General features: G+C 57.2%; 38 protein-coding genes and 1 pseudogene. 3 read left to right on the plus strand and 36 right to left on the minus strand.

Annotated features, from left to right (window positions below; all coding sequences use genetic code 11):
* Position 1 precedes the first annotated feature (1 nt).
* Positions 2-700, minus strand: a complete 699-nt coding sequence (locus tag QRN38_RS05255) for a phage minor tail protein L (protein ID WP_010216664.1) — start codon at positions 698-700, stop codon at positions 2-4.
* Between the two features lie 186 nt (positions 701-886).
* Here QRN38_RS05255 and QRN38_RS05260 point away from each other — a divergent pair, with 186 nt between their 5' ends.
* Positions 887-1,081 carry a hypothetical protein gene (locus tag QRN38_RS05260; protein WP_144433595.1) on the plus strand — a complete coding sequence of 65 codons (195 nt, stop codon included), beginning with the start codon at positions 887-889 and terminating at the stop codon, positions 1,079-1,081.
* Here QRN38_RS05260 and QRN38_RS05265 read toward each other — a convergent pair.
* From QRN38_RS05265 to QRN38_RS05435, 35 genes are all read right to left on the minus strand, one after another.
* Positions 1,078-1,227: a hypothetical protein gene (locus tag QRN38_RS05265; protein WP_159420722.1), complete on the minus strand. Its 150-nt coding sequence runs from the start codon at positions 1,225-1,227 to the stop codon at positions 1,078-1,080. The genes QRN38_RS05260 and QRN38_RS05265 overlap by 4 nt on opposite strands.
* A 36-nt stretch (positions 1,228-1,263) precedes the next feature.
* Positions 1,264-1,608 (minus strand): phage tail protein, encoded by a 345-nt coding sequence (locus tag QRN38_RS05270; RefSeq protein ID WP_057419203.1) that lies wholly within the window; start codon positions 1,606-1,608, stop codon positions 1,264-1,266.
* Positions 1,608-5,699, minus strand: coding sequence for a phage tail tape measure protein (locus QRN38_RS05275; RefSeq protein ID WP_057419202.1), 4,092 nt, complete (start codon positions 5,697-5,699; stop codon positions 1,608-1,610). The genes QRN38_RS05270 and QRN38_RS05275 overlap by 1 nt, the downstream gene beginning before the upstream one ends.
* Positions 5,700-5,744: 45 nt before the next feature.
* Complete coding sequence (locus tag QRN38_RS05280; RefSeq protein WP_057419201.1) at positions 5,745-6,536, minus strand: hypothetical protein; 792 nt, start codon at positions 6,534-6,536, stop codon at positions 5,745-5,747.
* 101 nt (positions 6,537-6,637) lie between these two features.
* Entirely contained in the window at positions 6,638-6,904 is a 267-nt protein-coding gene (locus tag QRN38_RS05285; protein ID WP_010216657.1) for a phage tail assembly protein T, read from the minus strand.
* 17 nt (positions 6,905-6,921) lie between these two features.
* Complete coding sequence (locus QRN38_RS05290; RefSeq protein ID WP_007246396.1) at positions 6,922-7,257, minus strand: phage tail assembly chaperone family protein, TAC; 336 nt, start codon at positions 7,255-7,257, stop codon at positions 6,922-6,924.
* 9 nt (positions 7,258-7,266) lie between these two features.
* Positions 7,267-7,770 carry a phage tail tube protein gene (locus tag QRN38_RS05295; RefSeq protein ID WP_007246397.1) on the minus strand — a complete coding sequence of 168 codons (504 nt, stop codon included), beginning with the start codon at positions 7,768-7,770 and terminating at the stop codon, positions 7,267-7,269.
* 66 nt (positions 7,771-7,836) lie between these two features.
* Positions 7,837-8,202: a DUF3168 domain-containing protein gene (locus QRN38_RS05300; RefSeq protein WP_057419200.1), complete on the minus strand. Its 366-nt coding sequence runs from the start codon at positions 8,200-8,202 to the stop codon at positions 7,837-7,839.
* Complete coding sequence (locus tag QRN38_RS05305) at positions 8,202-8,675, minus strand: HK97-gp10 family putative phage morphogenesis protein (RefSeq protein WP_057419199.1); 474 nt, start codon at positions 8,673-8,675, stop codon at positions 8,202-8,204. The genes QRN38_RS05300 and QRN38_RS05305 overlap by 1 nt, the downstream gene beginning before the upstream one ends.
* Positions 8,668-9,012 (minus strand): phage head closure protein, encoded by a 345-nt coding sequence (locus QRN38_RS05310; protein ID WP_057419198.1) that lies wholly within the window; start codon positions 9,010-9,012, stop codon positions 8,668-8,670. The genes QRN38_RS05305 and QRN38_RS05310 overlap by 8 nt, the downstream gene beginning before the upstream one ends.
* The gene (locus QRN38_RS05315; RefSeq protein WP_054090954.1) at positions 9,009-9,332 is read right to left on the minus strand and encodes a head-tail connector protein; all 324 of its coding nucleotides are present in this window, start codon (positions 9,330-9,332) and stop codon (positions 9,009-9,011) included. The genes QRN38_RS05310 and QRN38_RS05315 overlap by 4 nt, the downstream gene beginning before the upstream one ends.
* The gene (locus QRN38_RS05320) at positions 9,329-10,594 is read right to left on the minus strand and encodes a hypothetical protein (RefSeq protein WP_057419197.1); all 1,266 of its coding nucleotides are present in this window, start codon (positions 10,592-10,594) and stop codon (positions 9,329-9,331) included. Before QRN38_RS05320 ends, QRN38_RS05315 begins: the two co-directional genes overlap by 4 nt.
* Positions 10,581-11,954 (minus strand): phage portal protein, encoded by a 1,374-nt coding sequence (locus QRN38_RS05325; RefSeq protein ID WP_057419196.1) that lies wholly within the window; start codon positions 11,952-11,954, stop codon positions 10,581-10,583. Before QRN38_RS05325 ends, QRN38_RS05320 begins: the two co-directional genes overlap by 14 nt.
* A 14-nt stretch (positions 11,955-11,968) precedes the next feature.
* Complete coding sequence (locus tag QRN38_RS05330; RefSeq protein WP_054091135.1) at positions 11,969-12,175, minus strand: hypothetical protein; 207 nt, start codon at positions 12,173-12,175, stop codon at positions 11,969-11,971.
* Between the two features lie 59 nt (positions 12,176-12,234).
* Positions 12,235-14,196 (minus strand): phage major capsid protein, encoded by a 1,962-nt coding sequence (locus tag QRN38_RS05335; RefSeq protein ID WP_054090951.1) that lies wholly within the window; start codon positions 14,194-14,196, stop codon positions 12,235-12,237.
* 59 nt (positions 14,197-14,255) lie between these two features.
* Positions 14,256-15,932 carry a terminase large subunit gene (locus QRN38_RS05340; protein ID WP_054090950.1) on the minus strand — a complete coding sequence of 559 codons (1,677 nt, stop codon included), beginning with the start codon at positions 15,930-15,932 and terminating at the stop codon, positions 14,256-14,258.
* Positions 15,933-16,373: a terminase small subunit gene (locus QRN38_RS05345; protein ID WP_057419195.1), complete on the minus strand. Its 441-nt coding sequence runs from the start codon at positions 16,371-16,373 to the stop codon at positions 15,933-15,935.
* Between the two features lie 226 nt (positions 16,374-16,599).
* Positions 16,600-16,935: an HNH endonuclease gene (locus QRN38_RS05350; RefSeq protein ID WP_057419194.1), complete on the minus strand. Its 336-nt coding sequence runs from the start codon at positions 16,933-16,935 to the stop codon at positions 16,600-16,602.
* The gene (locus QRN38_RS05355) at positions 16,935-17,144 is read right to left on the minus strand and encodes a hypothetical protein (protein ID WP_057419193.1); all 210 of its coding nucleotides are present in this window, start codon (positions 17,142-17,144) and stop codon (positions 16,935-16,937) included. The genes QRN38_RS05350 and QRN38_RS05355 overlap by 1 nt, the downstream gene beginning before the upstream one ends.
* 50 nt (positions 17,145-17,194) lie before the next feature.
* Positions 17,195-17,545: a hypothetical protein gene (locus QRN38_RS05360; protein WP_057419192.1), complete on the minus strand. Its 351-nt coding sequence runs from the start codon at positions 17,543-17,545 to the stop codon at positions 17,195-17,197.
* 160 nt (positions 17,546-17,705) lie between these two features.
* Positions 17,706-17,936 carry an Acb2/Tad1 domain-containing protein gene (locus QRN38_RS05365; protein WP_007244261.1) on the minus strand — a complete coding sequence of 77 codons (231 nt, stop codon included), beginning with the start codon at positions 17,934-17,936 and terminating at the stop codon, positions 17,706-17,708.
* Positions 17,937-18,145: 209 nt separating this feature from the next.
* Positions 18,146-18,337, minus strand: coding sequence for a hypothetical protein (locus QRN38_RS05370; RefSeq protein ID WP_020304413.1), 192 nt, complete (start codon positions 18,335-18,337; stop codon positions 18,146-18,148).
* On the minus strand, positions 18,294-18,680 hold the full coding sequence (locus QRN38_RS05375) for a hypothetical protein (protein ID WP_057418068.1): 387 nt from the start codon (positions 18,678-18,680) through the stop codon (positions 18,294-18,296). Before QRN38_RS05375 ends, QRN38_RS05370 begins: the two co-directional genes overlap by 44 nt.
* The gene (locus QRN38_RS05380; protein WP_024421276.1) at positions 18,677-18,994 is read right to left on the minus strand and encodes a phage holin, lambda family; all 318 of its coding nucleotides are present in this window, start codon (positions 18,992-18,994) and stop codon (positions 18,677-18,679) included. Before QRN38_RS05380 ends, QRN38_RS05375 begins: the two co-directional genes overlap by 4 nt.
* Positions 18,995-19,143: 149 nt before the next feature.
* Positions 19,144-19,530, minus strand: coding sequence for an antiterminator Q family protein (locus QRN38_RS05385; RefSeq protein WP_057418067.1), 387 nt, complete (start codon positions 19,528-19,530; stop codon positions 19,144-19,146).
* Positions 19,531-19,532: 2 nt separating this feature from the next.
* Positions 19,533-19,853 carry a hypothetical protein gene (locus QRN38_RS05390; protein WP_057418066.1) on the minus strand — a complete coding sequence of 107 codons (321 nt, stop codon included), beginning with the start codon at positions 19,851-19,853 and terminating at the stop codon, positions 19,533-19,535.
* 5 nt (positions 19,854-19,858) lie between these two features.
* Positions 19,859-20,071 (minus strand): hypothetical protein, encoded by a 213-nt coding sequence (locus QRN38_RS05395; protein WP_010211491.1) that lies wholly within the window; start codon positions 20,069-20,071, stop codon positions 19,859-19,861.
* Positions 20,072-20,087: 16 nt separating this feature from the next.
* Positions 20,088-21,368 carry a tyrosine-type recombinase/integrase gene (locus QRN38_RS05400; RefSeq protein ID WP_057418065.1) on the minus strand — a complete coding sequence of 427 codons (1,281 nt, stop codon included), beginning with the start codon at positions 21,366-21,368 and terminating at the stop codon, positions 20,088-20,090.
* Positions 21,365-21,727: an endodeoxyribonuclease RusA gene (locus QRN38_RS05405; protein ID WP_054090937.1), complete on the minus strand. Its 363-nt coding sequence runs from the start codon at positions 21,725-21,727 to the stop codon at positions 21,365-21,367. Before QRN38_RS05405 ends, QRN38_RS05400 begins: the two co-directional genes overlap by 4 nt.
* The gene (locus QRN38_RS05410; RefSeq protein WP_054090936.1) at positions 21,724-22,026 is read right to left on the minus strand and encodes a nuclease domain-containing protein; all 303 of its coding nucleotides are present in this window, start codon (positions 22,024-22,026) and stop codon (positions 21,724-21,726) included. The genes QRN38_RS05405 and QRN38_RS05410 overlap by 4 nt, the downstream gene beginning before the upstream one ends.
* A complete protein-coding gene (locus QRN38_RS05415; RefSeq protein WP_003373410.1) occupies positions 22,017-22,226 on the minus strand; it encodes a hypothetical protein in 210 nt (69 codons plus the stop codon). The genes QRN38_RS05410 and QRN38_RS05415 overlap by 10 nt, the downstream gene beginning before the upstream one ends.
* Entirely contained in the window at positions 22,223-22,894 is a 672-nt protein-coding gene (locus QRN38_RS05420; RefSeq protein ID WP_054090935.1) for a replication protein P, read from the minus strand. The genes QRN38_RS05415 and QRN38_RS05420 overlap by 4 nt, the downstream gene beginning before the upstream one ends.
* Positions 22,891-23,667 (minus strand): helix-turn-helix domain-containing protein, encoded by a 777-nt coding sequence (locus QRN38_RS05425; protein ID WP_057418064.1) that lies wholly within the window; start codon positions 23,665-23,667, stop codon positions 22,891-22,893. The genes QRN38_RS05420 and QRN38_RS05425 overlap by 4 nt, the downstream gene beginning before the upstream one ends.
* A gap of 11 nt (positions 23,668-23,678) precedes the next feature.
* Entirely contained in the window at positions 23,679-24,347 is a 669-nt protein-coding gene (locus QRN38_RS05430; protein WP_017700699.1) for a Rha family transcriptional regulator, read from the minus strand.
* A 224-nt stretch (positions 24,348-24,571) separates the two neighbouring features.
* The gene (locus tag QRN38_RS05435; RefSeq protein ID WP_375233350.1) at positions 24,572-24,877 is read right to left on the minus strand and encodes a helix-turn-helix transcriptional regulator; all 306 of its coding nucleotides are present in this window, start codon (positions 24,875-24,877) and stop codon (positions 24,572-24,574) included.
* On the opposite strand from QRN38_RS05435, the gene QRN38_RS05440 reads away from it, so the two are divergent.
* Complete coding sequence (locus QRN38_RS05440; protein WP_079215964.1) at positions 24,843-25,574, plus strand: helix-turn-helix domain-containing protein; 732 nt, start codon at positions 24,843-24,845, stop codon at positions 25,572-25,574. The two genes, QRN38_RS05435 and QRN38_RS05440, sit on opposite strands and share 35 nt — an antisense overlap.
* A 480-nt stretch (positions 25,575-26,054) precedes the next feature.
* Positions 26,055-26,311, plus strand: a pseudogene (locus QRN38_RS05445) (hypothetical protein).
* The last annotated feature ends 32 nt before the right edge of the window (positions 26,312-26,343 follow it).

The following is a 26,343-nucleotide window of genomic DNA, read 5'->3' on the forward strand; positions in this document are numbered from 1 at the left end:
GTTACCCCTTGGCGATCAGGCTTGCGCCCATTGAGCCGCCGAACCGGCGGGTATTGCCGCGCAACTTGCAGCTGCTCCACCAGCCGCCGCAGCGGTCCAGCGCCGGGTTGTCGGTTGGCTCGTTCTTCTTGTCGAAATACGCGGTGCCGGTGTACGCACACGCCTCCTGTCGGTATTGGCCGCGCATGGCCCAGCGGCACAGCTTGGTGATCTGCTGGGACGGCAACTGCTGGCCTTCCATGTCGATCGGGCTGGAAAGCTCGAAACCGACCGACGAAAAGTTCTCTTCGGTCTTCTGCTCGATTTTCCAAAGACTGACGCGACTCTGATCGGCGGCGTCCGGGTTGCCGCCATCGAAGTTCGCGGCATCAAGGAAGTGTTTGAACGTCTCGATCACCTTGAAGCTCGCACCGGCAAGATCGCGGTACTGAAGGCATAGCGCTGAGACGGCACCGCGAATGCCCGACAGCTCGTTGGCCAAGGTGAGCTTGGGCGTAGCTGGCCGGCCATCGCCGCGAATGTCGAAGCCGCTGGCCTCGATCTGGATCGGGGAATACAGCTGGCCCTGCCAGATAATGTCTCCCTCATGCTCGTGTCCGTGGAAGCGCCAGAGCGTTGCCCCAAGCCGCGTGGCATCCAGTTCGTACAGACGAATCTGGTTGCCGGGCTCCAGTTTCTGGATGTCCGCGCTGTAAATCATGGTGGTTACCTACGAAAAACCCCGCGCTCGGCGGAGTCAGGAATTGAAGTGCAGCTGATTGGTTGTACAGCGTGGACAAAAGCCCAGTAACTGGATTGGATCCAGCCGTAGTAGCGTGCGGCACTCGAAAACATCGGGCTTCGCCTGCGAGCAAAAGCCCTCCATATCAATCATCTGGAGATAGAAATGGCTTTCAAACTTCAAAACGTAACCGTCACACATATAACTAATGGAGAAATAATTGGCGTAGCCATAGTCGATGTCGAAAAACACGCTTCAATTAATGTTCAAATAAAGCCAAGCAAGCCTTACGAACAACTTACATTGGGCGAGATATTGAACCTAGCCGTTAAAGAAGCAAGCAGTCTAACTGCCTGTTAACTGTCATCTGTGGCGCGTCTTGCAGAAGAAGCGTCACTCTCTCGACTATTCACTGCGACTGTAAGATTTGAAATAGCAGCAGATAGCATCGCAATCTGGTTTTTTAACTGATCAATTTGCGCCTGCATATCTTGTATAGCTGTCATATTGAATCCCATGCGGCCCGGCCGCGTCATGTTGTTTCATGGTCTGAATGTTTGTTTGAAACTCGTGGACAACGAATGCAGCCCACCGCCGAGGGTCGACAGCTTGTAGCCGTTGGCCGTGTACCGGCCCTGCCCGCTGCCCGGCGGCGTCCAGAGGAATGACTTGAAGCCCTCATGCCGGTCCAGAAAGTCCTGAACCTGCTGGAGCTTCTGGCCAACGCCGTAACGCCCTGTAACCGTCACGTCCCACGCCTGCGACTTGGTGTTGATACCGACGCCGCCTGCCTGGGTGTAACCGTCGCCGAAGTCGTTCGACCAGGTGCGTTGCTTCACATCACCGGAAGCGCCGACCTGTACGTCAAAATCGAATGTCTCAGCCATTACGCGACGCGCCTCCAAAGTAACCCGCCCTGACCCATTTCACGCTGCAGAACGCTGCGCACCTCTTGAGCCAACGCCTCGCCAGCAGCTTTACCCTGCCGCTTTGCATCCTCATCGCTGACGCCCGGCTGGGCCTGTACGGTAACGGGTGCGTGGATGGTGATCGGGGTGCCGCCACCACCGCCAGTCCCGGACTTGTCAGCCAGGTACTTGGTCAGGTCACGGTTCTGACTCGGGTTCACGATTCGCTCGCCTCCGTCCAGCAACCATGTGCCTTCTTTCGGGATATTGTCGTAGCCGTTGTGAGCCATACCGGCAAGCGCCGATGCGGATACTGCGGCGACCATCGGTGCGGTTGCAGCAGCAGCGGCGAGCGCGGCAGCCGGTGCGGCGGCTGGACCGATCAGGGGAATACCGGCAGTCGATGCATAAGCGTTCAACGAAGCCTGGGCCGATGCCGCTTGCGCGTTGGCGATCAGACCGGACATCCCGGCGGTCTTGGTGCTATTTCCGACAAGCAACTGAACCGCCTGGTAAACGAGCCACTGGGCAGCCATATCAGCCAGAGCGTTTATCACCGACTTGGCCATGTTGCCGGCCATGTCCGCGAAGGCATCGCCTATACTTGATGCGCCAGTGGCGATATCGGCGAAAGCATCACCCAGTCCGCTTGTCAGATCGTCAAGCGTGCCAGACACGAACTCGGCCGCAATTGCTGAGTAGTTTTCCGCTTGGTCTACGTAGTTCTGCCAGGCATCACCGACTCCATCCATCCAGTTGGATTGAGCCTCTTCTACCTGGTTGTAGTAGTCCTGCTGGATCACCAGGCGCTCAGCCATTGCCTCGCTGAGAATGGCCGTTTCATCGTTGTAGAGCTTTTCGCTGATGTCGCCACTGTTGCGCTGAAGAGCGAGCTCCCGTTGCTGCTTACTGAAGTCCTGTTCGATGGTGAGCATTTCTTGCAGCTGAGCACGTCGCTTTTCACCCTGGCCAGCACCAGCGAGCTGCTGAGCATATCCGTCTTTCACGGACTGATTGCTTTCTGTTAAGTTTGCCTGGAATGCAGCGAGCTTTTTTACTTCCTCGGTGGCTATCTTTCTTAATTCGATTTCCTTTTCCAGTGCTGCATTTCGCTTGAGATCTGCCGTAATTGATTCTTGCTTTGCAAGCAGAGACTGCTGTTCGGCAGTTAGTGTCTTTTTCGATTTAATATCGGAGAGCTCCTGCTCCCACTTAATCAGCTCGCGAGATGCAGCGCCGATTTTGTCGATATCACCCTTCTGAGTTTCCAGCAGGTTCGATTGCTCTTTCAGAACCGCATATTGCTGCCGGGCCTGATCGAGAACTTTCTGAGCCGCATCTTCCTGATATTTCTTTTCCCCTTTGCCTTTGTTCGGATCAGTTGTTTCATTGATCTGAGCAATTGCCGCATTTGCGCGCGCCGTTGGATCGGTGCGAGGATCTTTCCCAGCTTTCGGCGTCTCGACTCCAGGCAAGACCATGCTTCGACCGGTCACATCTGTCTGAGCCGGAGGCACAATCAGCATGTTGCGACCAGTCAGGAAGCTGGCATTTTTTGTAATGTTGGCGGCAGCGTCGATGACCCGGCGCATTTCGTCAATCTGCTTGTTCGCGCTTTCTTTGGCGGCTTTGGCAGAATCGTCGTGCGCTAACTTTGTTGCGGCGGCAGCGTCGATTGCTGCTTGCTCAATGCTGTAAAGGCCGATCAACTGCCTTTTCAGGGCCTCCTGTTGGACCTTGTCGTTGTCCTTTACTGCCTCCTTGTATTTTTCCAGCACATCCTGTTGCTGCGATATGACCTTGGCTTGCTCGCGTTGCTGAGTGGTCAGCTTCATCTGATCAGCAGCGTACGCAGCTTGAGCTTCGGCATTTGCGCCGAACAAATTACGGGTCTCAATCAGTTTCGCAATGTACTTTTCAAAATCAGCAATCTGGCCCTTGGTCTGGCCACCAGCCTGCGCTTGCGCAGCAGCGAAGCCCGTAGCGCTGGCGGAAGCTGCACGCATCGAGGCGTCTACACCTTCGATTTTGGTTTTGTAGGCGGAAGCCTCTTTCGTATTTGCGGAGTAGGACGCAGACATTTCGGTCAGCTGTCGAATCAGCTCCGGCGAAAACCCAGCGGTATCTTTTGACCATTGAGTAACGCTATCAAGCGACCGGGCACCATCTTTGACCTCAGCCAGCATGCGGTTGAATTGTTTCTGACTCTCAACCCTGTCGCCAATCATAGTGCCCAGAAATAGGCTAGCCCTGATCGTATAGTTTTCCAAATCGCTGGCAGCGTCGTTTAGCGCCTCTTTCTGGGCTTTTTGCCACGTGTCGACCTGGTAGCGCTGCTGCTCAGCACTCAGTTCCCTGTACTTCTGGATTGACTGATCCAGCGTCAGATTATGATCAATGAGGGATTTGCTCGCCTTGTCAGCGGCTCCACCGAAGTCAATGAATGACGCGGCGACCAGTGCGGTCATCGCGATCATTCCGACCGGGCCAGTGAGCAATCCCATAAGCGCGCCACCCGCAGTTGAAACGGCGGCAATTGACTTGTTCGTTAAGGTTGCCGCAGCGGCAGCGCGCTCTGACGCCTTTACTGCTGCATTGGCGGCCAGCGTAGTTTCAGCATATCCAGCGGCGGCGGCACTTCTGGCAGCGTAAGCAGCCTGGATATCAACCGATGCGGCTGCCGTTGTGGCTGCCAGTCCGGCCTCGGCCGCCTGGATATTCTTGATGATTGCGACCTCATCAAGTCGAGCGAGCGCCATTCGATTACGAGCAGCTGCTCGGCCTTGCTCAGATATCTGATTTGCTAGACGAGTCGCTTCCTGTTCTCGCTCTGCCGCCAGGGTGATCTGGACAGCTTTGAGGTTGTTGATCTCCGACTGCTGACGAAGCCGATCAGACGCGACCTTTTGCTCAGCAGATAGAATTTCCAGATTCGCACGCTGAAGCATTACTTTGGCATCGGCCTGCTTCGCTAGCATCGACGCAAGAGTCTGCCTCGTGGTCGCCGCTTCAGCCTCTACACTTTTCCAGTTCGCCGCGGCACCGTAGGTGAGCGCCGCCGCTTGCTGGATCGAGGCCTTCGTAGCCATCACGAAGCCGGCAGCGCCCTGCGCAGTGGCCACAGCCAGACGCGCACCGATGATGTACGCCAGCGTTTCGGCTGCGCTTGAAACCTGCTCGAAGGTCTTCGATGTGGCCCCGAAGTCCTTCGTCAGCCCATCAATGGACTGCGATACCTTGACGATGTTGGCCGATATCGCAGCACTGACACCGCTCGCCTGATCCATCCTGCCGATAAATTGGGTCAGGGAATTACTTGTGGCGGTGAGGCTGTTGCCGATCGTGACCGCGGTCTTGTTGAACAGATCAGCTACAGCCTTTTCCTGCGCCTGTAACGCTTTGACAACGGAGTCGGCAGTAAGCAGGCCAGCAGCGCCAAGTGCGCGCAACTCGCCAACGGTCTTGCCCATACCGGCCGCGATAGCCTGGGCCAGCGCCGGAGCCTGCTCCATCACACTGTTCAGTTCTTCGCCGCGCAGCACGCCGGATGCGAATGCCTGGCCCAACTGGATCAACGCAGCGTTCGCCGAGTCCGCAGACGCACCGGAAATAGCCAGCGTCTTGCTGATGGTGCCCACCACCCCCGCTACGCCCTCGCCTGAGAGCTTCAGCTCTTTCTGGTTGGTCGCAATGCGCTGGTACAGCTCAGCGGTTGCGCTCAAAGGCTGATAGGCGCTCTGGGCAATGGAGAAAACAGCATTCTGCGCGGTGGCGAGTTCGGCAGAGCTCTCTGTGACAAGCTTCAAGCGGCTGGTCAGGGATGTGTAGGCTTCCGATGCCTTGTAAATCGCGCTCAAGCTGAACGCGGACGCCAGCGGCCCGGCCAAGCTTGAAGCCATGTTCGATAGGGACAGCATCTGCCCCTGCATCGCGCTCACCCTGGCGGAAGCGGCATCAGCAGCCGCACCGGTCCGGGTAACAGACTGGGATGCACGATCCATGCTCTGCTGGAATCCGCCAATCCGCGCAATCAGGTCAAGCGTCAACGTACCAAGCGATCTAGACGCCATTTGAATTTCTCCGGACATAAAAAAACCCGCCGAAGCGGGTTTTATTTAAAGCACTTTTAATTTAACCCTAACTCTTTTCGAATAAATCTTATTTGTTTTTTTATTAACAACACCTATGCCAGCCAAATTCATATCAATATAGTAGTTATTAACTGTTGTATCACGCCTATTACTCAATGTTGCAGTGCCGTAATGCTTATCAGCCTGCAAAACCTTACCTCTGGGCTCAAACAAAACCGCCAACCTTATATTACCACGCTGCTCCTCTAGCTCTTTTGCAGAAATATTAAGCTCAGCAACCAAACTTGCGAAGACCGTTCTGTTCGAAACATTCGGAAAAGGAGGGAAGACTAGGTAAATCCGGTCAGAAACTAAAACATCTACTTCTGCCTTAGCCCCGAACGCATTTTGACCGGTGTAGCTCCCTTTAACCTTATCCACCGCTAAAAGGTCGATCGACAGGTGGGAGTTTCCAAACTGGCCAACTGTAGTCTTTTCAGCCTTGTAACCAAGATCTTTCACATCAAACATCATGCTTTCGAAGCTGATAGCACCTGTTTCCTTGTTGAATTTTATATCAAAATCTGGAATCTGCGAAAAAACCGCCGACTTATGTAGCACAGAAACTCTTTTTCCAAACTCTGAATTCGTCTCAAACTCTTTCTGTGCCCCGCCTAACACGTCTAATTTCGCTAATAGTTTCTCTGGTGAATCATAAAGCTCATAGCCCGAATTATCGACATAAGGTCTTAGATCAACGTATGCTTCCGATGGGCTGTAAATACTTTCTTTTTTAACTGGCGTACACCCAGCCAGAAGACCCAAAAAAACTGCCATCCATGCCTTTCTCATCCTTTACCCCCAAAACCAAGCCGCTTAAAAGCTTCACGATGACACGAACCGTGAAGAAAGCAACACACCTACTGCAGACCATAGAGTTAGCCCCATTCCTTCATAGCCTGCTCCAGGGTGATCGCCGGACGCTCTGCATGTGGCATGAAGTCGTACAGATCAGCCTCGCCCCCGTTCGCCCGATTCACCTGCAATGCAACCAAGGCACCGGATAGCTCAATCCTGCGCATCGGGTTGAGCGATCCATGCTTGTCCCTGTACGCAGACCAGGCCAACACCTCTGAATAGGTGATGTTGGCCTTTGCTTCGGCAATGGTTCGCCCGCCGATGCCGTTGAGCACCAGCTCATGCATCAGCTCATCGGCAGGGGTCAGCTCTTTACCGGGTTGTTGACCTCGTTCACCGCGCCCATCAGAACGAAGCCCAGTCCGGGATCGAGGTTCACGGCGTCACTGAATGGAAGCTCTTCCGTGCCCTCGTCGCCGAGCATGATGCTGAGCGACAAGTAACGGGCGTTTTTGGATGTTTCCGCTTCACCGCCGGAGAACATGCCTTCCATATTGCCAAAGGTATGGCGGCGCACATGCACCTTGAATTTTTCAGTGACTTCCTTGCCCTTGGCGTCGAGGTGCTTCCACTCAACTTCCTTTTTCACAAGGATGTCAGCGACCACACCGCCTTTCTTTTTCAGTTCTGCCAGATTCATGATTTTTCCTTACGCTGCCGGAGCAGCGCCTTTGCGGACCCAGACAGAACCGCCGGAGCGCTGAATGGTGCCGGCGGTTTTGACGACGGAGTTGGCCCCGAAGTCGAACGGGAAGTCAGAGACGTAGCCGTCGATCAGGAACCAGGTGCGATCGTTCGGCAGCTCGAAATCGTCGCCGGCAGCATTGATGGTTGGCTTACTTTTACCGTCGGCCCAGCCCAGAGCCCAGGCGGTACTCTCGATATCGTCGTTTTCCGACAGGTCGTAGACACGGACATGCGAAAGATTGCGGGGATCAGCATCCACGGCAAAGGTGGCCTGTCCGGGAGTGCGCATGCCGCGCAGGTATTCCCGGCTTTTCTTGCTGAGGCACGACACCTCGATCTGGTCCGCCGGGTTGCCGCCTGGGTTGAATGCAGTGATGCACTCAACTTCCACTACTTCCAGCTTCGTTGGGTCTGCGATGGTTGGCATCAGCCCAAACAACTGTGTGCCTTGAGTCAAAATCGCCATGATGTTCTCCAAATGACGGGCATAAAAAAACCCGCACAAGGCGGGCTATGGTTTTACAAACAGGGTTTACCGGTGAACCATCCAGTCCACGTCGAAGCTGCTGCGGTAGGACTTCGTTACTGGGTCGCGTGACTCCGCGCCCCAACGGGTGATGTAAGCGGTCAGCTCAATGGCATCCCGTATGGCTTCCGTCACTGCGCGGGCGGATGACCCCGAATCGCCGTAGACATCAACCTGCAGCGCGTAGCCGTCCACAGTGGGCCGGCCAGAAAGGTAGTTTTCAGGGCTGCCGCCAATGACCTGCCATGCCGCGTATGGCTTGGCCACACCTTCGGGGGCCTCACCAAACGGATAAAGCCTGGTCGGTGACGACCCCAGCAGCGCCAGCACCGCCGGATCGGCAGCACACACAGCAAAGATCGGTGCGGCCATCAGATCCCCCCCAGAGCGGCGTCGATCTCTTTCATCAGCTCGCTGGCAAACTTGTCGGTGACGTTTTGAACGTTCGACTGGAAGGCTGGGCGCATGAAGGGCACTGCCGGAATGTGTTCAGTGCCGAACTCGATGTAACGCCAGTGGCGGGTGTCGCCGCCCGGGTTGCCCGCCGCATCCTTGCTGTGCTGGTTGCTGCCAGCGCCACCGCGGACACCCACACGCATGACCACGCCGCCTTCCTGCCTGGATCGTTTCGCGGATTCCTGCGTGGCGATGTTCTTCCAGACTTTTTCGGCCGTCTTCGGATCATCAAGCGCTTTGGCATTGGCCTTGGCGGAATCACGCACGATGTTCATCGCGCGTCGGGCAGCCTTACGAAGACCAGAGCGCTGCAACTTGCCTGGCAGCGTCTTCATCTTCTGCACCACGCCCTCCAGGCCCCGCATGTCGACACTTGTCTGGCTAGCCATTGAGCACCCCCTTTGAAACCAGAATGGTCAGATACTCCAACCCCGATACCGTGTCAGGCAGTGGTTGGCCCTTGATGCTGTACACCTCTCCACGGAACAGAATCCGCATCGTCGGCAGCACCCCATTGCGGTAACGAATGACGATCCGCGCCGAGGCATCAGACTGTGCCGCCTGGGCGGCGATAAGGGCGTTGGTGCTCAGCGGCTCAACTGAAGCCCAGACCCTGTCCCACACGGTTATCCAGCCTTTTACCTCTTCACCGGTTTTCGGGTCCTGAGTGGTGCCGAGTGCTTGGAAAACGATTCGATGGCGCAGGCGACCTGCGTTCAGGCTCATGCGAGCGCCGGCATGCGTAGTGAATAAAGCAGAGCGGTCACGGGTTTCGGAAGGTCGCCTGTCTCGAAAGCGCCGTTCGAATTTTCGTCGCGATCCTTGTACAGATACCCAAGCATGAGCATGGTTGCGGCTTGGACTTCGTAAGGGATTGAGGCTGTGATGACCGCCCCATTTGCATCAAAGTAGATATCCGCTGCCGACTTCAGGTAATTGCGAACTGCACCGCTGGCAGCGTGCGTCTTCAATTTGATGTCATTGTCTTCAGCATCATCATCAACACGAAGGTGGTCTTTCGCCTCTTCCAGAGTGATGAACATCATTTGATGGATACCCCTTTGACCAGATCTTTGCCGTGGTTGCCATCCTTGCCGTCTCGGCCCTTTTTAACGGCCAGTCGCCACCCCTTGCTGTTGAGCTCGCCAGGCTTGTCGCTGGTGGGCTCATAGCAGTGCCAGAGACTTCCACCCCATGTGACGGTGTCGCCTGGGGTGTGAGAGGCTCCGGTGAAAACTCCTCGGTAAATCATCACTGGCAGCGTGAGAGCCTTCTCTTCGGTTTTGCCGCTGGAAAGCTGAGCAACGGCCTTGAAGCCTCGCTCACCATCCTGCTCGACTCTCAGGCTGGCGACGCCATCAACAATGCATTCCCAGCCCCGCATACCTGACGTTGCCTCAAAGCTTCGCCACAGACCGCCCAAGTGCTTAGCGTATGAGCCGCGCGGGTAGCTTTTTTCAGGATCGATGGCCGGACCGATTTCGATATGCGCTGCGTCGCGCCCTGGCTCGCCAGCCTTGGGAGGCTCGATACCAGCCAAAGCTGATGCCACTGCTTTATCAACCAGCACCTGGACTTGCTCAATGGAGACGCTATCACCGTCTTTCGGCAGAGGTATCACAGCAACAGCAGCGCTCACCTGTTCCTCGATCAGCGGCAAAACATCTTCGACGGTGACGGAAACGCCATCGGCAGGTTTAGGAAGCTTGGCCACCTCGTCGGCGATGGTCCGATTAATTTGCTCAAGATCAGCGTCCTTGCCGTCCTTGGGCACCGGCAGCAAAGCCACGGCATTTTTCACCTGGACTTCGATCAGAGGTAACACGTCATCAATCGTCACCGATGTTCCGTCAGCAGGCACGGGAAGCTTGGCCAGCTCTGCGGCGATGGTCAGCTGAATCTGTTTCGGATCAGCATCCTTGCCATCCTTTGGCACAGGCATCAAGGCTACGGCCGCTTGTACGTACTTCTCGATCAGCGGCAGAACATCCTCGACGGTGACAGATGCACCATCGGCAGGCTTGGGAAGCTTGGCCACTTCCTCGGCGATGGTCCGTTGAATCTGCGCCAGATCGGCGTCCTTGCCATTCTCTGGCGGAGTGATCAGGGCAGCAGCAGCCCGGGCGATTTCATCAACATCAGTGGACAGCCCCTCCAACGACTTCGAGACATCGGCGCGCAGCCGTTGATCACGGTCGTCCAGATCTTTGGCCAGTGAGCCTCGAAACGCCTCAATAGCCCGATCAACAACGCCTTTAAGCATGGGGGCGAACGCTTTCGCCTGGGCTTCCAGTTCACGAAGGTTCAATGGTCAATTCCTTCTCTATCAGTAGCGCGAGCATGCGCGCCTGGTCAGCGAGGACATCTTCAGATGCGGAAGCTGGCGGGGCCGAGCTGGGAGCAGCCGAGGCGATCGCATCAGATCCTTTTGCGAACGGATCGGCCTTTGAATCGCGCTTGGCCAGCGCTGCCAAGGAGTAGTTCTGCTGCTGCGCCAGCGGTGAGTCACCGCCCTGCACCGGTGCCAGGCCGGCTCTGCGCCGAGCTTCGTTTGGCTTCATCCAGCCGCCACCGACAGCGTCATTGTTCGCCTTGTAGAGAGTGGCCGTGTCCATACGCAGAAGGCCGTCGAGATCAAACTCGGTCCCATACGGCGCTGGCAGTTCCAGCCCCTCATCCAGACACAGCTCCGCTGCCTCTATCAACGATTGGAGGCAGTCGGAGTAATAAATCTGGTTGGATATCTCTGCACTGGCGTTGTTGGGCTGAGCGCCAACACCGACTTTGTAACCTGGGACGTGAAACGCGGAGCAGACCGTTTCCGCAGACCACCGCAACTGCTCGATCAGCTGTGAATCGGCCGCCGAGATCGCCATTGCCTCGTATTTCAGGCCGTCACCCAAGACCGCCACCCGCCCGGCGTTCTCCCCGGAAAAGTTGAGGTCCCAATGCTCTTTCAGTCGCTTCGCAGTGTCGTCTGCGATGGCGCCAGGGGCAGTGAGTACGCCCCCCGGCTTGGACCCGTTGCGAAAGAAGTTCGCGGAATTGTTCTGGATCGCATTGCCCTGCATGGCAGCAAGGCCGCACGCATAGATGGGTGAAACGCCTACCAGAGGATGAAAAAGGCAGTTCATCCGGTCGTGAATGATCTCACTGGCAGGCACCACCACCCCATCTTCCAGAGTTGAAAGGTTGTCTGCCAACAACCGGTAGTAAACGCTGCCGTCGTCGGCCACGAGCGGTGTCACCCGGCGCGGATCCAGTACGTAAAGTTTGATCACCACACCGCGCCCATCACGCAGTTTCATCGCGTAGGTATTGCCGTGCGTGAGCTTTGACAAAAACCACGTTTCAAAAAACTGGATTCGGTTTTGAAAGTGGTTGGGTCTTTTAATCACCGGGGAAAACGAAGGGCTTGTAGTTTCTTCCCATATCCGATCATCCGTCAGCTGGACCAGCTTGAGCCGCAGCTTTGCGATATCAGATGCGATCAGCGTGATACAGGCAAACACCGCAGAGAAGGCCAAGACCGTATCCTGATTGACCTCGATGTTCTTCTGCCAGGCACCGGCGAATGCCTCTCGCACCACGCCGATCCAACCGCCGCGATTATCAGCCGGGCGAAGCGACTTTTCCTCAGTGCCACGGCCAAATTTGAATAATTTCATCGCGGCTCCACGTTTTATTCTGCCGTCATGTCCCGGCGTTTGTAGACCCGCTTTTTCGATGAGGATGGATCCTCAGTCAAATCGGGCGGCGCAGGCTCATCCGTGTCCATTCGCGCGTTTTTTATCGCGCGAAGCACTTTCACATCTTTCTCGCCGGCATCGAACGAATCGCCTATAGCAAGCTGCTTTCCGGCGTACCGAAACTCCTTCAGCGCTACCATTTTCACTTTGATATCTCCTTTCCTTGCGGTAGGCCGGGGTAAGCCCCGGCCCGCCGTGATCAGGATTCGTAGTTGGCCGAGTCGATGTAGCCGACTGCCGATGGACGACGACGCTTCCAGTTGATGAAGCGCTCGGCGCGCAAAGCCACCATGTTGTTCTGCCAGAGGCTGACCAGCTCCTGAGAGCCAGAGCCAGGTGCGCTGTCCATCTGCAACGAGGCTTCGCGGCTCACGTCGATGGTCACTCCGCCGTCGTCAGCCAGCAGAATTTCCGAGGCCTTGGCCAGAATCAGGCGCTGCCCCGCACCAACTGCCGTATCGCCCGTACCTGGGTTGGATGGCACGCTTTCCGATACTACGACCGGCAGGCCCACGAAAGTGCCGCCATTCATGTCGATGCCGGGGAACTCGGTCTGGCCGAGAGCGTTGGTCATCAAGTTGATCGTGAGCGCCATGGTCGGAGTCATGATCCACACGCCGCCAGCAGGGGTAATTTTGGCAGCCAGAAAGCTGGCAAAAAGACGCTTCACGTCTGCTTTCAAAGCCTCGGCAGTGGTGCCGCTCGCAACAATCGGCGTAATGCCGTTGGTGATCGACGCCGGAGAAACATCAACTACAGCGGCAATTGCCGGATCAACAAATGCAACGTCCAGAAATTCAGCCATCGACTCAGTGAGGTCTTTTTGCACCAACGCCTCTGCGCTAGGGTTGCTAAAGCGCACCAGCTCATCGGTCAGCACGACGATACCGGCGGCTTTGGTGAATCGCAGGGTGGTGGTGTCAAACGCCAGAGCCGATACCGGCTTTGGCTTGCCCTCACCCACCCAGCCCACGCTGGAGCCAGAGGTCTGGCCCGGCATCTTGATGTTGAACGGGACTAGGCGAAGGCCTTGAATTTTGCCGAGAATGGTCTGAGGGCGCAGCAGTTCAATGAACTCACTGGACATGTTCTGGTATTCAACCAGTGGAGCGGCCCAGGCAGGGTCGGTAGTGGTGCCTGCCGCAACGGCGGCTTTTAGAACAGTGAGCACTTCAGGCGTGGATTCTTCCCAGCCCTTTGCGATCTCCTGCGCCTGCATCAGGTTGCCTTTGGAGCGAGCCAGCGCAATCGCGTAGCGGGTGAACGCAGTGCCTTTAGGCAGCGAGCGCTCCACACGGATGACAGCGTTGTCACGGAACTCATTTCCTTTTTGAACGCTGTTCACGCGATTTGGCTCGACGGGCTTCGCCTTGGAAACCATGGACTTCTCGAGCCCACGCAGGCGGCCGAGGTGGCTATCAACAGATTTGAGCTCACCCTCGAGCCCGTCATACTCCTCCGACTCGGATGCATCCAGCGTGCGGCCTTCGTCAGCAGCGTTGGACATGATCTCTTCCAAGCGAGCAGCCTTGGCAGCGCGCGAGGATTCGAAAGATTTGATTTGTTCCTGAATGTTCATGTTGCCCTCCTCGGGCTTCGGTATTTCGAAAGTTTTGATGACGGGTGCCGAAGCGCCGGCGGGTTTAACGAGATGCACAACAGGAAGCACCGACTGGCCAGACGCGGCCCGCTGCTTCAAGTCGATCGATTTGATGGTCTGAATGGTCGCCTCAGCATTTGCGGCGACCGTGACGGCCGAAAGCTCAAGCCACTCCCACTTGAGGAAGCGCCTGCCCCAACTTCCGTCGATGTTTGCCGACTCGATGGGCGAGAAACCGATAGACAAGCCTCGCACCAGCCCAGCCTTGATCGATTGCCAGGCCTCATCGAGCCGGTCTTTGAGGGTGCCTGGTTCATCGATCTTCGCCAGCTGAACGGTGACTTCGATGCCCTTGTCGGTGACAACGGCTTTCGTGACATTGCCGACAGGAGCGTCGTGGCGGTGCTGCCAGAGAAACGGGATGGGCAGTTTGAATTGCGCCCCCTTTGGCTCGACCACGTCGTCCATCCGGTCTGTGGCCGGGGTTGTCGCTATGCCGGTGATAATCCTGGCGTCTTCATCTACCGCCTTGATCTCAAGGACGCTGTAGGCTCTGTTCATTTTCGGTATCCCAGAAAAGCAAAAACCCGCACAGGGCGGGTTGGTGACGTAGCCATGGGCTACACGAAAAACATCTGAAATCTCTTTTTCATTGGCTCAGGATTGAGCGCCATCATGGTCACGGCATCGAATGTCGCCATCAGGGGGTCAATCTTTGCCGAGCCGCTAACCTGCTTGTTGATCGTCACGGCGTTGCCGACCGCTACAACCCTGGCATTGCCCACGCACCAATTCATCAGCGGCGTGCCGCAGTGAACCATTTCCCCGCCGGCGATCTTGCGCTCAGTGGTTTTGATTGCGCCGTTGAGTTTCCAGCCTTGGGATACCGCGTTGATCTGCTCTTCAACGATTCCCCGCCCAGGGGCCTGAAGTTCGTTGACGATATCGCCGATACCTGCGGCGTCAGCGCCGATGGCATGCTCAGGCGGGAGCAGTTGAAGGTCGTTGATGCGACATATCACATCTGCGACCTGCTGAACGTCATCACCGGGCTTATCGACAATGGTCAGGCTGCCTTGCCGCTCAAAATCCAACAGCGCAGGCGCGATGTCTTTGCGGCGTTCGAGTACAATCTTGTGCGCCCACGCATGGGCCCAGTGCAGCCAACGCCGAGTGCCGATTTCACGCCCGATGAGGCTCAACCCGAGCAAGTCATCAAGCCCGCCGCCGTCGATGCCTACCACGATCACTTCTGACTTTTCGATCAGGCTGTCCAATGTCAGTCCCGGCTCGGCTGCTGCAAGCCAGAAGTCTGCGCCGGCCCAGCGATCATTCCGAAGGGCCAGGCCGATCTGGACGTTGAGGTGCTTGGCCAGAAACTTGTTTCTGGCCCCAGCGTCCTTATCCAATGTTTTGCGGATCTGATCTTCCAACCACTCCCGGCTGACCGACCTCCCCATGTTCGGGTTGGGGACATGGAAGTTCTCCGGCTTCAGGTGGGCACCTGACTCGATCATCGCCTTGGGGTACTCGTAGATCACACCCAACGATTTATTGTCGACCACAAGCCCGTCTCGGACGTTTCTGAAGTAGTCGACCTTCTCTTTGAACACTCCGGCTGGCGGCTCGTCGCTTTGGGTGGAAAGAAAAATAACCCAACCTTCGTCACGCGAGACTTGGCCACCGGTCGCCTCCATCAACATCGCATCCGCGTTCGGTCGTTTCCCGAACACCCAGAGCTCATCGATCAGAATTTTCCCGGATTTTTTACCAGACACTGTGTCGGAGTCAGCGGCGACCACCTTCAAGGCGGCTCTGGTCACTCTATGAGTAATGGTCCGAATGTGGTCCTGTACATGCAACAACTCGCTGAGCTCTTCATCGGCACGCACCATTGCAGCGGCGGGCTTGTAGCTGTTTTGCGCAACCTCAATGGTCGGAGCCAGAATCAGCAGCTCTTCGTTGTCCCGCCAGTTCAGCACCAGGGCGGTCACCATGATTCCGGCAGCGATTGTGGACTTAGCGTTTTTCTTGCTGATCAACAGGAAGAACTCTCGGATTTTTTGATTGCCCGTCTCGGCGTCGTAGGCGCCAAAGATGGCAGCCACGAAATCAAATACCCAGGGCTCGCAGCACTCACCAAATGTCGGTTGACCAGGTACGTCGACAACTCGTAGCGATTTGAATATATCCAGCGCCGCTTCGGCTTCGCTCGGATAGAGCGGAGCAAACGGAATCAGGGACTCGCCCGCCACGATCCGCCTTTCCCAATCCAGGCAGGCCGTGGACCATTCCATTTATTTCACCGATCGAAGGGGGGGCGCGCTGGTTTTGAATCTGCCGGACGCAACCCGCTGAGCGGCGTCTGCTTTTTGTTCTTTCTTGCCCGACTCCCCAGGCTTCGGGACGGTGAAAGCGGCCAACGCTTTGGCGGCCTCCAGGCGCAACTTTGGATGCGCCACCAGATCGTTCATCATTGATTTGAAGAACACGAGCGGGTCATCTGCTACTTGGGGAATGTAGGGGGCGGGGTCACCGGTGGGTAACTCGGCCTTGGGCGCAGACTTAACAACGGTTGCCCGCCCCATTGCTGCCTGGACCTCAGGGTCTTTTTCAAGTCTGGACGCAGCTTGAGACGCAGTCTTTACGGGGCATCCAGCGCTAATTGCCGCTTGCTTTTTACCTTCACCGGACAGCCGCGCTTCGGCGTACCGGCGCTTTTGTTCGGTTAACGCCATAGTTAACGGATCCTGTTAAAGGGAATTAAATCTCTCGATGGGAGGGTGAGTGGTCTGGGACGCGAAGAGATCGTAAATTTTTACATCCCCCCCGGCACGTCAGAGACGTGCTGCACCATAATGGCGCTTGTAGCACGTCAGTGGCGTTCGATAGGAGAGCTCTTTTGTAGCACGCCATTGACGTGCAAGAGATGCGGCATATTTTGTAGCACGCCACTGCCGCCAACTACCACAGCCCAGCAGCTTCCTCTGCCTGCTTAACAGAAGAGTGGCAAGACGCGCACAAGGACACCCACAAGCTGCGATCCCAGAAAAGCTTCATGTCACCACGGTGCGGCGTGGAGTGGTCCACCACCGTGGCCTCTGTGACTCTGCCGAGCCTTTCGCAATAGACGCAAATGGGATGCGCATTCAGGTGGACGAGGCGCGCCTGCTGCCATTTGTATCCGTATCCCCGCTGCGCCGCTGTTGTCTTGCCCGATCGCCATGACTCGGGGTTGACTGCCTTGAGCTGCCGACCCTCTACCTCTTTCAGCCTGGGCTTGATAGCTTTCAATGCCATCAGCTGCGGCCAATGATCAAAGTACCGTCCATGTAGGTGGTCGGCTCGGCGTCTGGATCGCACTGCTCACTGGCTGCCAGCTCCTGGATCAGTATCAGTTGCTGGTCCGCCATCAGCTGTAGCAGGCTGCTCTGACTCTGCAGCAGCTCTGTCTGCTTCATCTGCTCGGCCAGGATCTGGCTGAGTAAAGAGTTGCTGTGCTCGTTCATATGCCACCTTGCTCCACTTCTTCACCCATTCGCGCCTGGCTTCGCAGCCACTACACGCCACGAGGTATGACCCGTTCGCCGCTCTCAAGAAGGCACGTGCCGTCCGACGGGACATTGGCACAGCCTTCAGTCGCCAAGCTCCCGCCGGATGCGTACTGACGTTCCTCGTCAGCCAGCGCGGTGACTTCTACAGTGACGGTGGGCACTTCGCGGGGGTATACCTCAATGCTCGCCTTCCAAAGGCCGCCAGCGTCTGCACGCAGGGTGACGCTGGTTACACCGCTCAGCTCACTGCCGTCAGACAGGATGATCTTTGTGCCTCTGGCCAAATGTGGGCTTCCAGGGTGTGACTGAGGGCCAGGGATAATCGTGGCCACCTTCAGTGTCTTGGTGTCAGTCATGCGTTACTCCACTGTGCAGCGAGGCCAGATCGACCGGGCAAAGGCAAGCGCCCCTGTGTGATCAAGGGCGCACTCAAGAAGGATCATCGGGAATGGTTCGTAGCCGGGAGTGGTGACCGTCCAATTCTTTTTGGTCATCGTCACTTGGCGTTCTTGCTGATCAGTTGAATGGATTGTCCGAACGGGCAACGCCTTTGGTCAGCCACATGCAGGCCTGTTGCAAGTTGGTGACCGCGAGGGCAATAGAACGCTGATCAACATCAGGGATGGCTTTCAACTGCTTCACCAGATCAGCCGCGTCAGCCTCAAGGGCTTTTATCGAGTTGATACCGTCGATCTCCGACTGGCTCAGGTCGCGGTAGCCGGTGATTTGCTTATGCTGGTTATCCATGATCTTTCCTCTGTCGTTCGCGCCACGAAATGGCAGTGTCTGAATTTGTGGCGCGTCAGGCCAGCGAATAGAACAGGAAGCCGGCGGCCACAATGGCAGCCAAACCCAGGTAGCCAAGTGCGGATACAGCTTTCGATGAGTTGGTTTTCGATGCCATGATTGTTGCCTCGGTGCTCGCCATCTATGGCGGGTGAATGGATAGGGGTTATCTACTTGCTCTGGCTGCGCTGGATCTGTGCGTCAACCTGGTCAGCGCACGTATCCAGCAGTTTGATGGCCTGATCTTTCAGCTCCCACACATCACCGTTCAGCCGCAGATCGGCCTCATCAGCGTTGATGCGTTCGCAGGGAATCAGCTCAGGGGGTTCGATTCTTACCGCTGATGTCTTTGTCACCAGCACCGGCTTTGCCGCGCAGGCCGTCAGGCAGAGGCTGAGCAGCCCAGTCACGAACAGGCTTGCTATCTGTCTTGAGCTTTTCAAAGTCTTTCCTCGCCTTTTTGGCTTTGTCTTCGCTGGCCTTGATCCGCCGGTTCAGGTCTTTCTGATACGCAGCGTTGCGCTGGGCCTCCGCTCTCAGCGTGGTGATGGTGGCCTGGCTCTCGTTATTGGCTGCGATGGCGTCGTTCTTGCTCTTGGTCTCCAGCTGCATGGCACCACTGAGGGCAACGACGCGGTACTGCTGGATACCAACAAGCAACAGGCCCACAAGGCCGATGATGATTGCAGCGGCGATAGCCTTCATGTGATGTCCACCTTGCGGCCAATGAACCGCGTCACCAGTTCGCGTATGGCGGTAACGCCAAGAAAGCCTATGGTCCCACCGGCAGCGACTGACAGGCTTGGGGGCCAGGCCATCCATTCGATCAGGCTGGACGCAACCAGGCTCAACGCACCACAGATCAGCGCTTCAAAGCAGATCCGGCGTTTGCTGGTTTCTTTCGCGTCGTAGAGGATTCGCAGTAGTGAGACGATGACGGCCATGATCGCGCCCTGCCAGAGTGGGTTAGATAGGGCCATCCAGACCTGCGCCCATAAGTCGGGGTTCTTTTCGGGCATGGTGCGCGTCCGGTCTCAACCCTTTCGGGATCTATAAACGAAAAAGGCCCGCCGATATGGCGAGCCTTTAGAATTGGGTGTGGTGCCGCGCTGGAACAGCTAAACACCGTGCCATGAAAACAGGTGTTTATCAGGCCTGAAAGAACTTTTTAAGCTGCTACGGAAATATCTCCCAGCGCACCGTCAATCCATGCAACTCCCTGGCGTATCACCTCGCGCGCAGATCGCTCCGACATTTTGTGAGTCTCGGCAATCCGGACCATCGTCCACTTAGAGCCGAAGTACCACCAGATGAAGTCACCCATCTGCTGGTTGCGCACGATCAGCCTGGCAATAGTGGCATCGACCAGCATCGCCGTATCGTCAGTGATCACATAAGTCGTGGCGCTCGGCTCTGGGCAGCACTGGTTCATCATCGCGGCCAGCGGGGAGACGTAGCGCGGCACGCCCATGCCAGACATCCGCCAGGAGCCCCAGTTTTCAAGCAGGTATTCGGTATCGCCCAACGGCTTGTCGACATATGTACGTTTTTTCACGGTCAATCCCCTGTGTAATTCGTTCCACCGGCACCGCGGCGGTTGTTCTGGTTATAAATGGCGGCAGGTCCAGTCATCTGGGCAGGGCGCTTCAGTTGTTCGATCTGTCGGTCAGCGGCCTGCAGGCGCATGCTCAGCTGCGTCACCAACACTTCCAGCGGCAGCGCCTGACCTGTCTCAGCGGCAACCCAGCCCGAGGCGTCGCACTGCGCGCATGCCAGGTCATGGAAAACACCCTTGATCACAGCTCGGCCTCGGCAGGCAGGGCACTGGGACAAGTCCAGTTGGGCAGCACGGAAGGCTGGGCCGTGACTCTTCTTCATGGTGTTCACTCGATCCATTCGCCACGTCCCCAGCTCAAAGGGTTGAACCACCGCCCGGCAGGCACCCAGATCACTACCGTGTCCCGCCAGCCCTGTCTTTTGCCGCAATGCCCGCAGAGTTTCAGGTTCTCAAATGAGTTGTAGAAGTCTGCCCGGTGACGGTCGATGTGGCTGATCGCATTGCAGGATTTGCAGGCAAGCGCATGATGAAATGCCATTTTTAAACCTCGCCTTTTATGGATTCGTGATTGGGCTGGAAGCCGCGCCGGTGTTGGCCTCGACGGCATTCTGCGAATTTTCGTTTCTAGTCAGGGTCGAGCGGTGAATGCGGCTAAAGCCTTTCCCGTCTAACCATTCGTGCCACTTGTTCAGCGCCTCACGCTTGAGCAGCTCAGCCGAGGTGTGGATATAGGTCTGCACGTTGCGGGTCAGCGTGTGGTTCACCAGCATCTCGCCAATCAGGAAGTCGACGCCAAGATCAGTCCAGCCGGTCCGGGCCACTTTGCGCAGGTCATGGCTTGTCCACTCACCCTTGCCCAGGCGAGCGAATACGGCACATGCCTGGCTGTCGCTGATCGGGCCACGGTTGCGAGCCGGGAACATGTAGGCACCCTTGTAGCCCCTCGACGATTGCCAGGCCTTGTACCGTTCCAGCAGCGCGCAGGCTTGATGGGTCAGCGGTAGCCGATGCTCACAGCGCGTTTTGGTGTTCTCTGCTGGAATGAACCACTCGCCCTGCTCACCCAGCGTCAGATGCGACCACCGGGCTTGCCTTGTCTCGCCAGCACGGGTGCCGTGACACAGCATCATCAAGGCCAACATGCAGTCCTGCGGGTGCTGGTCGAACCCGATGGCAAGCTCGCCCAGTACCTCTTCCAGCTGAACGGCACGCAGGCGCGATGGTTTCGGCAGGATGCGGGCCTTGGTGAAGTCGGTGAACTTGACCCCGGCGACTGGGTTCTGGGCGATCAGGCGCAGCTTCTCGGCCTGACGGAAAGCGACCACCAGCACACCCCACATCAGCCTGACGTAGGACAGCGACATTTCGGCCTGCATCGGCCACATCACCAGCTTGTCCAAAGTGGACCGGTCCACGTCGGCAATGAGCAGTTCGGACAGACGCGGCTTGAGATGGCAGGTGATGATCGAGGTGTTGGTGGCGCGGCGCTTTGCCGAAAGACTGCGCTCGGTGGACTGGCGGACCATAAACCACTCCAGCAACTGGCCAACGGTCTGCAGCGTGCCGGCGGCGGCGGAAGCCTTCGGGTCAGTCGCAAGGCGCTCCCGGATCTTCGGCAGAGCGTTGATCAGCCCTTTCACCGGCAGCTCTGGGAAACCGGCGATCTTCTCCCACTTCTTGCCCACCACCAGGTGCCAGGTGCCCCGCTCCCGGTTCTGGTGAAACCGGAAGTAAACGCCCGGGTAACGAGCGTCGCGCAGGTCGCGCACGTCCGAGTTGCCAGCCTGCCGCCGGATTTCAGCGTCCGAGAACGAAGTGAGCAGGGTTTGGCTCATGCTGTTGCCTCTACGTAATCAGAAATGCTCACGCGCACAGCGCCGCCCTTGACGGTTTCGGCGCTGATCTGCAACTGGGTGACGAACCTACTGTCGTCAATGCCCAGTGCCTGCGCTACGCCGTCACGGCCGGACTTGAAGGCCGCGATGCAGTTGTCATCGTCCCGACGTCGGCGATCAGGAGGTATGAACTCGAGCGAAAGCAGTGCACGGCCCGCGGGCACTGGAAATGCAGCCTGACGGCAAAGCAGAAAACAGGTGTTGCGGTACGCTTTCGCGGCTCGGCTTTTGGTGGCCCAGTGCGTCCGAGCATTTGGGCTGAGCACCTTGGGTGGCCACGGCAGCATCAGATCAGTCATGCGACCCCCTTGACGGTGAGAATTCCTGCCCTGATGAGGGCTTCATGGGTTTCGGCGATGGCGCGCGGCACGTCTTGCCAATCGATATCACCATTGGCCCGTCCGTCGATGACGTCATGACAGGCGCAGCAGGCGTACACCGCGACAGTGTCGAAGCCCTTCATGCCCATTCCCTTCTGGCCGCATGGCAAATGCGCAAGCACGGTCGTTTCCGGGTTGTAGTTGCAGATTGTTGGGATTCGAACTGTGCAGTCCTGGCCTCTGGCCGAGGCTCTGAGCTTCTTCGAGGTCATGCGCATATCGGCTGTCCCGTGACCACATCAACGACTTCAAAGGTGTTCGGCCACATCCAGGCCCCGTAGCGCCTGGCCATAGCCACGTCAACGAACAAGGCCAACGCATGGTCAGGTGTCGAACTCAGGTCAACCTTGAATGAGCAGCAGAACACCGCGTACCGGTAGGTTTCGATTTCAGGAATGGCCAGACGTCTAACGCTCATTGCGTTTCCCCGCTGCGCCTGGCGCGAAGATCGGCCAGTGCTTGGTTTCCCACCTCTGGGGTGATGGATTTGCCCGGTGCTGCAAGCTGTGCGACCGGCACGGGCGGTAACTCTTCGCCATGCCAGATCTTCCGGCATTGCTCGAGATACTTTTGCTCAAACCGGGTCACGCCCAGTTCGCGAGGAAGAGTCTGCAGACTCAAAAACCCAGCGGCAGCCGTGGCGTGGTAGACCGCCGGGTGGAACCACTTACCACGCCCTTCCATGCCTGGGTGCGAGTTGCGCAAAGCTTGGGAATAAGCGACCTCAACGCTGGGCAGGCCCAGCCCTTCCGGAGCAAAACACCAGCTGACGAACACACCCGGAGCGGGCACGAATGCCGATTTGCTGGCGCTGACCATGCGCATACCGTGGCGCAACTGATCCATCGAGGTGATCCCGGAGCGCATGAACTCGGCCAACCACTCGAGCTTCGAAGCATCCATGATTTTCTGGTTGGGCCATGACTGCCGCCACGCGCCGCACGCCCCTTGCAGCCGGAGAAACAGCTCATCGATAACCTGTTCCGTTGCCGGGTCAATCTCGACCGGGACGGCTGGCGCTGGGCAATAGGCTGGATCGGTTGTCCGGTTCTGGACCAGATAGCCAGCTCGAACAGGGCCGCTCATAGGATCACCCCCTTGGACGCCCAGCCGCCGGTTGCTGCTGGTTCCTCGTCCGCTGCGGGCAAAGTGCCGCCGGCCCGTTCCTTCACGAACCAGACCACGAGGCGGTGGCACCAACCTGCCGCCGTGTCCACCGTGTTGGGCTTGGCAACGAACCAACCCATGAAGCCCTTGATCAGCGCATCAGGGATATCGGTCGGCTTCACGCCAGCGATCTGGGCCTGGGCGATCAGGTAGCGGCTGTCCGGGGCCCAGTCGGCGAACATTGCGAAGCGCTGGCGATCATCGGTCGATTCCTGGGCCTGCTTGTCCTGATCAGCGATCACGTCCGAAATCTCGCGCGGCTGCTGCTGTTCGGTTAATTGATGGTTAAGTGACGGATTGGGTGCAGATTTCGCACCCCGTTCGGTCGAATTCTGCACCCCGCTCTGCTGTGGTTTGCACCCCGTGCCGTCATCTGCACCCCGTTCAGTGCGGGGTGCAGGAATTGCACCCCGTTTTATTGGCAAGTCATAGACGACTGGGCGGCGGTCATGGCGCTCGATGTACACGGCGGCCAACGCCTGATTGCCTGGAACGATCAGTTCAGACGCCCGCAGCAGCTCGAGCTTGGAACGCACGGTTCGCTCGGAAAGTCCGGTGTCTTCGCTCAGTGTCGTTGCAGAGGGAAACGCCCCACGCCCATCGGTACCGGCGTAGTTCGCCAGGCACAGCAGGACATGGCGCGCGCTTGAATCGGAAAGAGTTGTGCGCGGGATTTGTAGCGCCCACGCCATTGCTTGAACGCTCACGCAGACGCTCCAATATTCTGTTCAGCCAGCAATGCCAAGCCTTTGGTTGTGATGAGGGGATCAAATGCAGCGCGATCTGCGCCTGTGTCTGGATCGGGCTTGAGGGCAGTTATCTTGTGCACCATCACGCCGGTTGTGATGCGGGGCTGGTATGCGGTCCAACGACCAGAACCGCCCCGCCGGAATATCCACCGGTGCTGGTGCAGCCACGCAAAGAGCGTTGACGGAGCAAGTTGCAGTTGCTTGGCAGCATCGGTGATGCAGATCGCACCGCCGGCGCTGGCCAGGCGATTGATGGCTGCAACCTTCGGAGCCTGTTTGTCGATGACGAACTGCAATTTGCGGTTCTGTTCGACCTGATCAGCAGCCAGCCGGAGAGCTTCGGCGAATGAGGTCGGGATACGCAGCCGACCGATCAACTGACCTTCCAGCTCCCGCCAGCGCACAATCACTTTCATGCGCAACTCGGCGCTGTAGCCGGTCAGCAGGCAGTCCGTGTGCTCGCGGTCGAGCATGTACTCGGTCTGCTTGCGGTTCTGCCCGTCCAGATAGGTGTGCTCAAAACTGAGCGCATCTATTTTCAACTCGGCGAGCATGGTCATGACGTCACGCTTGACGTTCTTGTGCTGCTTACCAGTCAGCCCTGCAATCTCGCGGGACGACATTACCTGACGCGTCAGGGCTTGGTGCTCGCCAGATCCGGGTGCGGCAGCGTGGCCGGTATTGCATGAGAATGGTGTCGTGTGCATAATCCTGCTACCTCACGTTGTTTGTTGTTGAAGAAGCCGGTCTAGCCACCGGCTTTTTTTCGTCTGGGATTTGGTACTGGATGAATCAACAGCCCATCCGCTGTACTACCTGCCCTTCCCGGTTGAGCCAATAATTCATCTCAGGCTGCTGAGAGGTTCTGTTTGTCAGGAGGGAAAACCTGGTCCAGAACACAAAGAGCGCCCAGCTCATTCAGGGCGAGCACAATCAACCTTGCCTCGCTGAGGCCGGGGCTTCTTAGCCCAGATTCGTAGTTGGCCAGGCGAGATTGATTCCAGCCGAGCGCCCGGCGCAGCGATGCTTGGGTAATGCCAGCCCCCTCACGGATCATGCGGACGTGGTTCATGTGATTTCCTCCATAATTATTTTCAGGATAAACACGTATCGTGTTAATGGCAAACACAATAAGTGAGAACGGGTATTTCATATCGTGTTTAGAATCCCGCGTTATGAATGAATCTCTTGGACAAAGGCTGCAGCGCTTGCGCAATGCCGCTGGAAAATCTCAAGCCGCGCTTGCCAAGCTTTGTGGCTGGAGCTCTCAATCCCGCGTGGGAAACTACGAGTCGGGAACGCGGGAGCCTACGCTCGGGGATATTGAGGTGATGGCAAAAGCGCTAGGCGTTCCCTATGGGGTGTTGCTCATCGGAGAAGACTTCGCGTTATCCAAAGGATCGATCAGCGAATCCTCCAACGTCGCGATGATCCCCCAGCCTGCGCAGATGTACAGCTACCCGGTCGTGAGCTGGGTAACTGCCGGCACCTGGTCGGAAGCAGTGCAGCCGTTTCCAGACGGGTTCTCAGATCGATACGAAGTTTCAGATTACAAGGCAAAAGGGCCTGCTTTTTGGCTGGAGGTCAAAGGCGACTCTATGACTGCACAGTCCGCCCCTTCTGTTCCTGAAGGTTCCCAGATATTGGTCGACACAGAGGCTGATGTCCGCCCAGGCAAACTGGTGATCGCGAAGCTGGCAGGCAGCAATGAGGCAACCTTCAAGAAGCTGGTTGAGGATGGCGGGATCAGATACCTGAAGCCGCTGAACCCTGCCTACCCTACCTTTCAGTGCGCAGAGGACTGCCGCATTATTGGTGTGGTGGTCATGGCACTGACGAAGTTCATTTGAATTATTTAAAGAAAATGGCGTAACAGGTATCTCCCGGGGCAGCGTGCCCGACGCCTGCGAGTCATTGTTTAGAAAGGAATCAATATGCGAATAGCTCTAATCATACTGGCGGTTGCATTGGCCGGATGCGCCTCAAAAACCCCTCCTAAACTTGACGATGCGGCGCAGGCCATACTGGACAGACCCATGCCGACTTCGGAGCAACAGCGATTGTGGGAGTGCGCAGGGACAACCCAAACGCTTCTGAGTCTTCCCAAGCTGTTCAAGATGCAGGGCCATCCACTGGATTGGGGCGGCTATATTTGGGCTATTTCGGAGAGAGCCAGACGTTTAGGCTGTAGTAAAGCTGAGATGGACGCTCCAGATCAGGGGCGCTGGTCGAGCAAAAGCTCCTCTAACCAAGTGAAACCTTAGGCGGATAAAGCTGCGGATCACATGACGGCGGGGCGGATCGTGAGCGGCGTGGGCGGTGCAGCGGGGATTTGTAGGAGTGCCTGTGATGGGCTGACGACATCGAACCCAGACTTGGCGTGCGACCTTCAAGGCTTCCTTCCGACTTCAGATGGTCAGCCGTGGAGTTGCTGCGGATCGTCGAGCGATTGAGCCTGGCGGGTAACGAGGCTGATGCCCAAGCCGTCCTGAAGATGATCATTTTTTTCCAGGCCGACGAGGACAAGCTGGCTGGGTATGTAGATGAGGTTAGGCAAGGACGGATTGTACGGGAACGATCTGAGTAGCCGGGTCATCTGGTTCATCATTATGGAATGTA

Source organism: Pseudomonas sp. CFBP2511, assembly GCF_030209255.1.
In the GTDB taxonomy this organism is placed as follows: Bacteria; Pseudomonadota; Gammaproteobacteria; order Pseudomonadales; family Pseudomonadaceae; genus Aquipseudomonas; species Aquipseudomonas avellanae.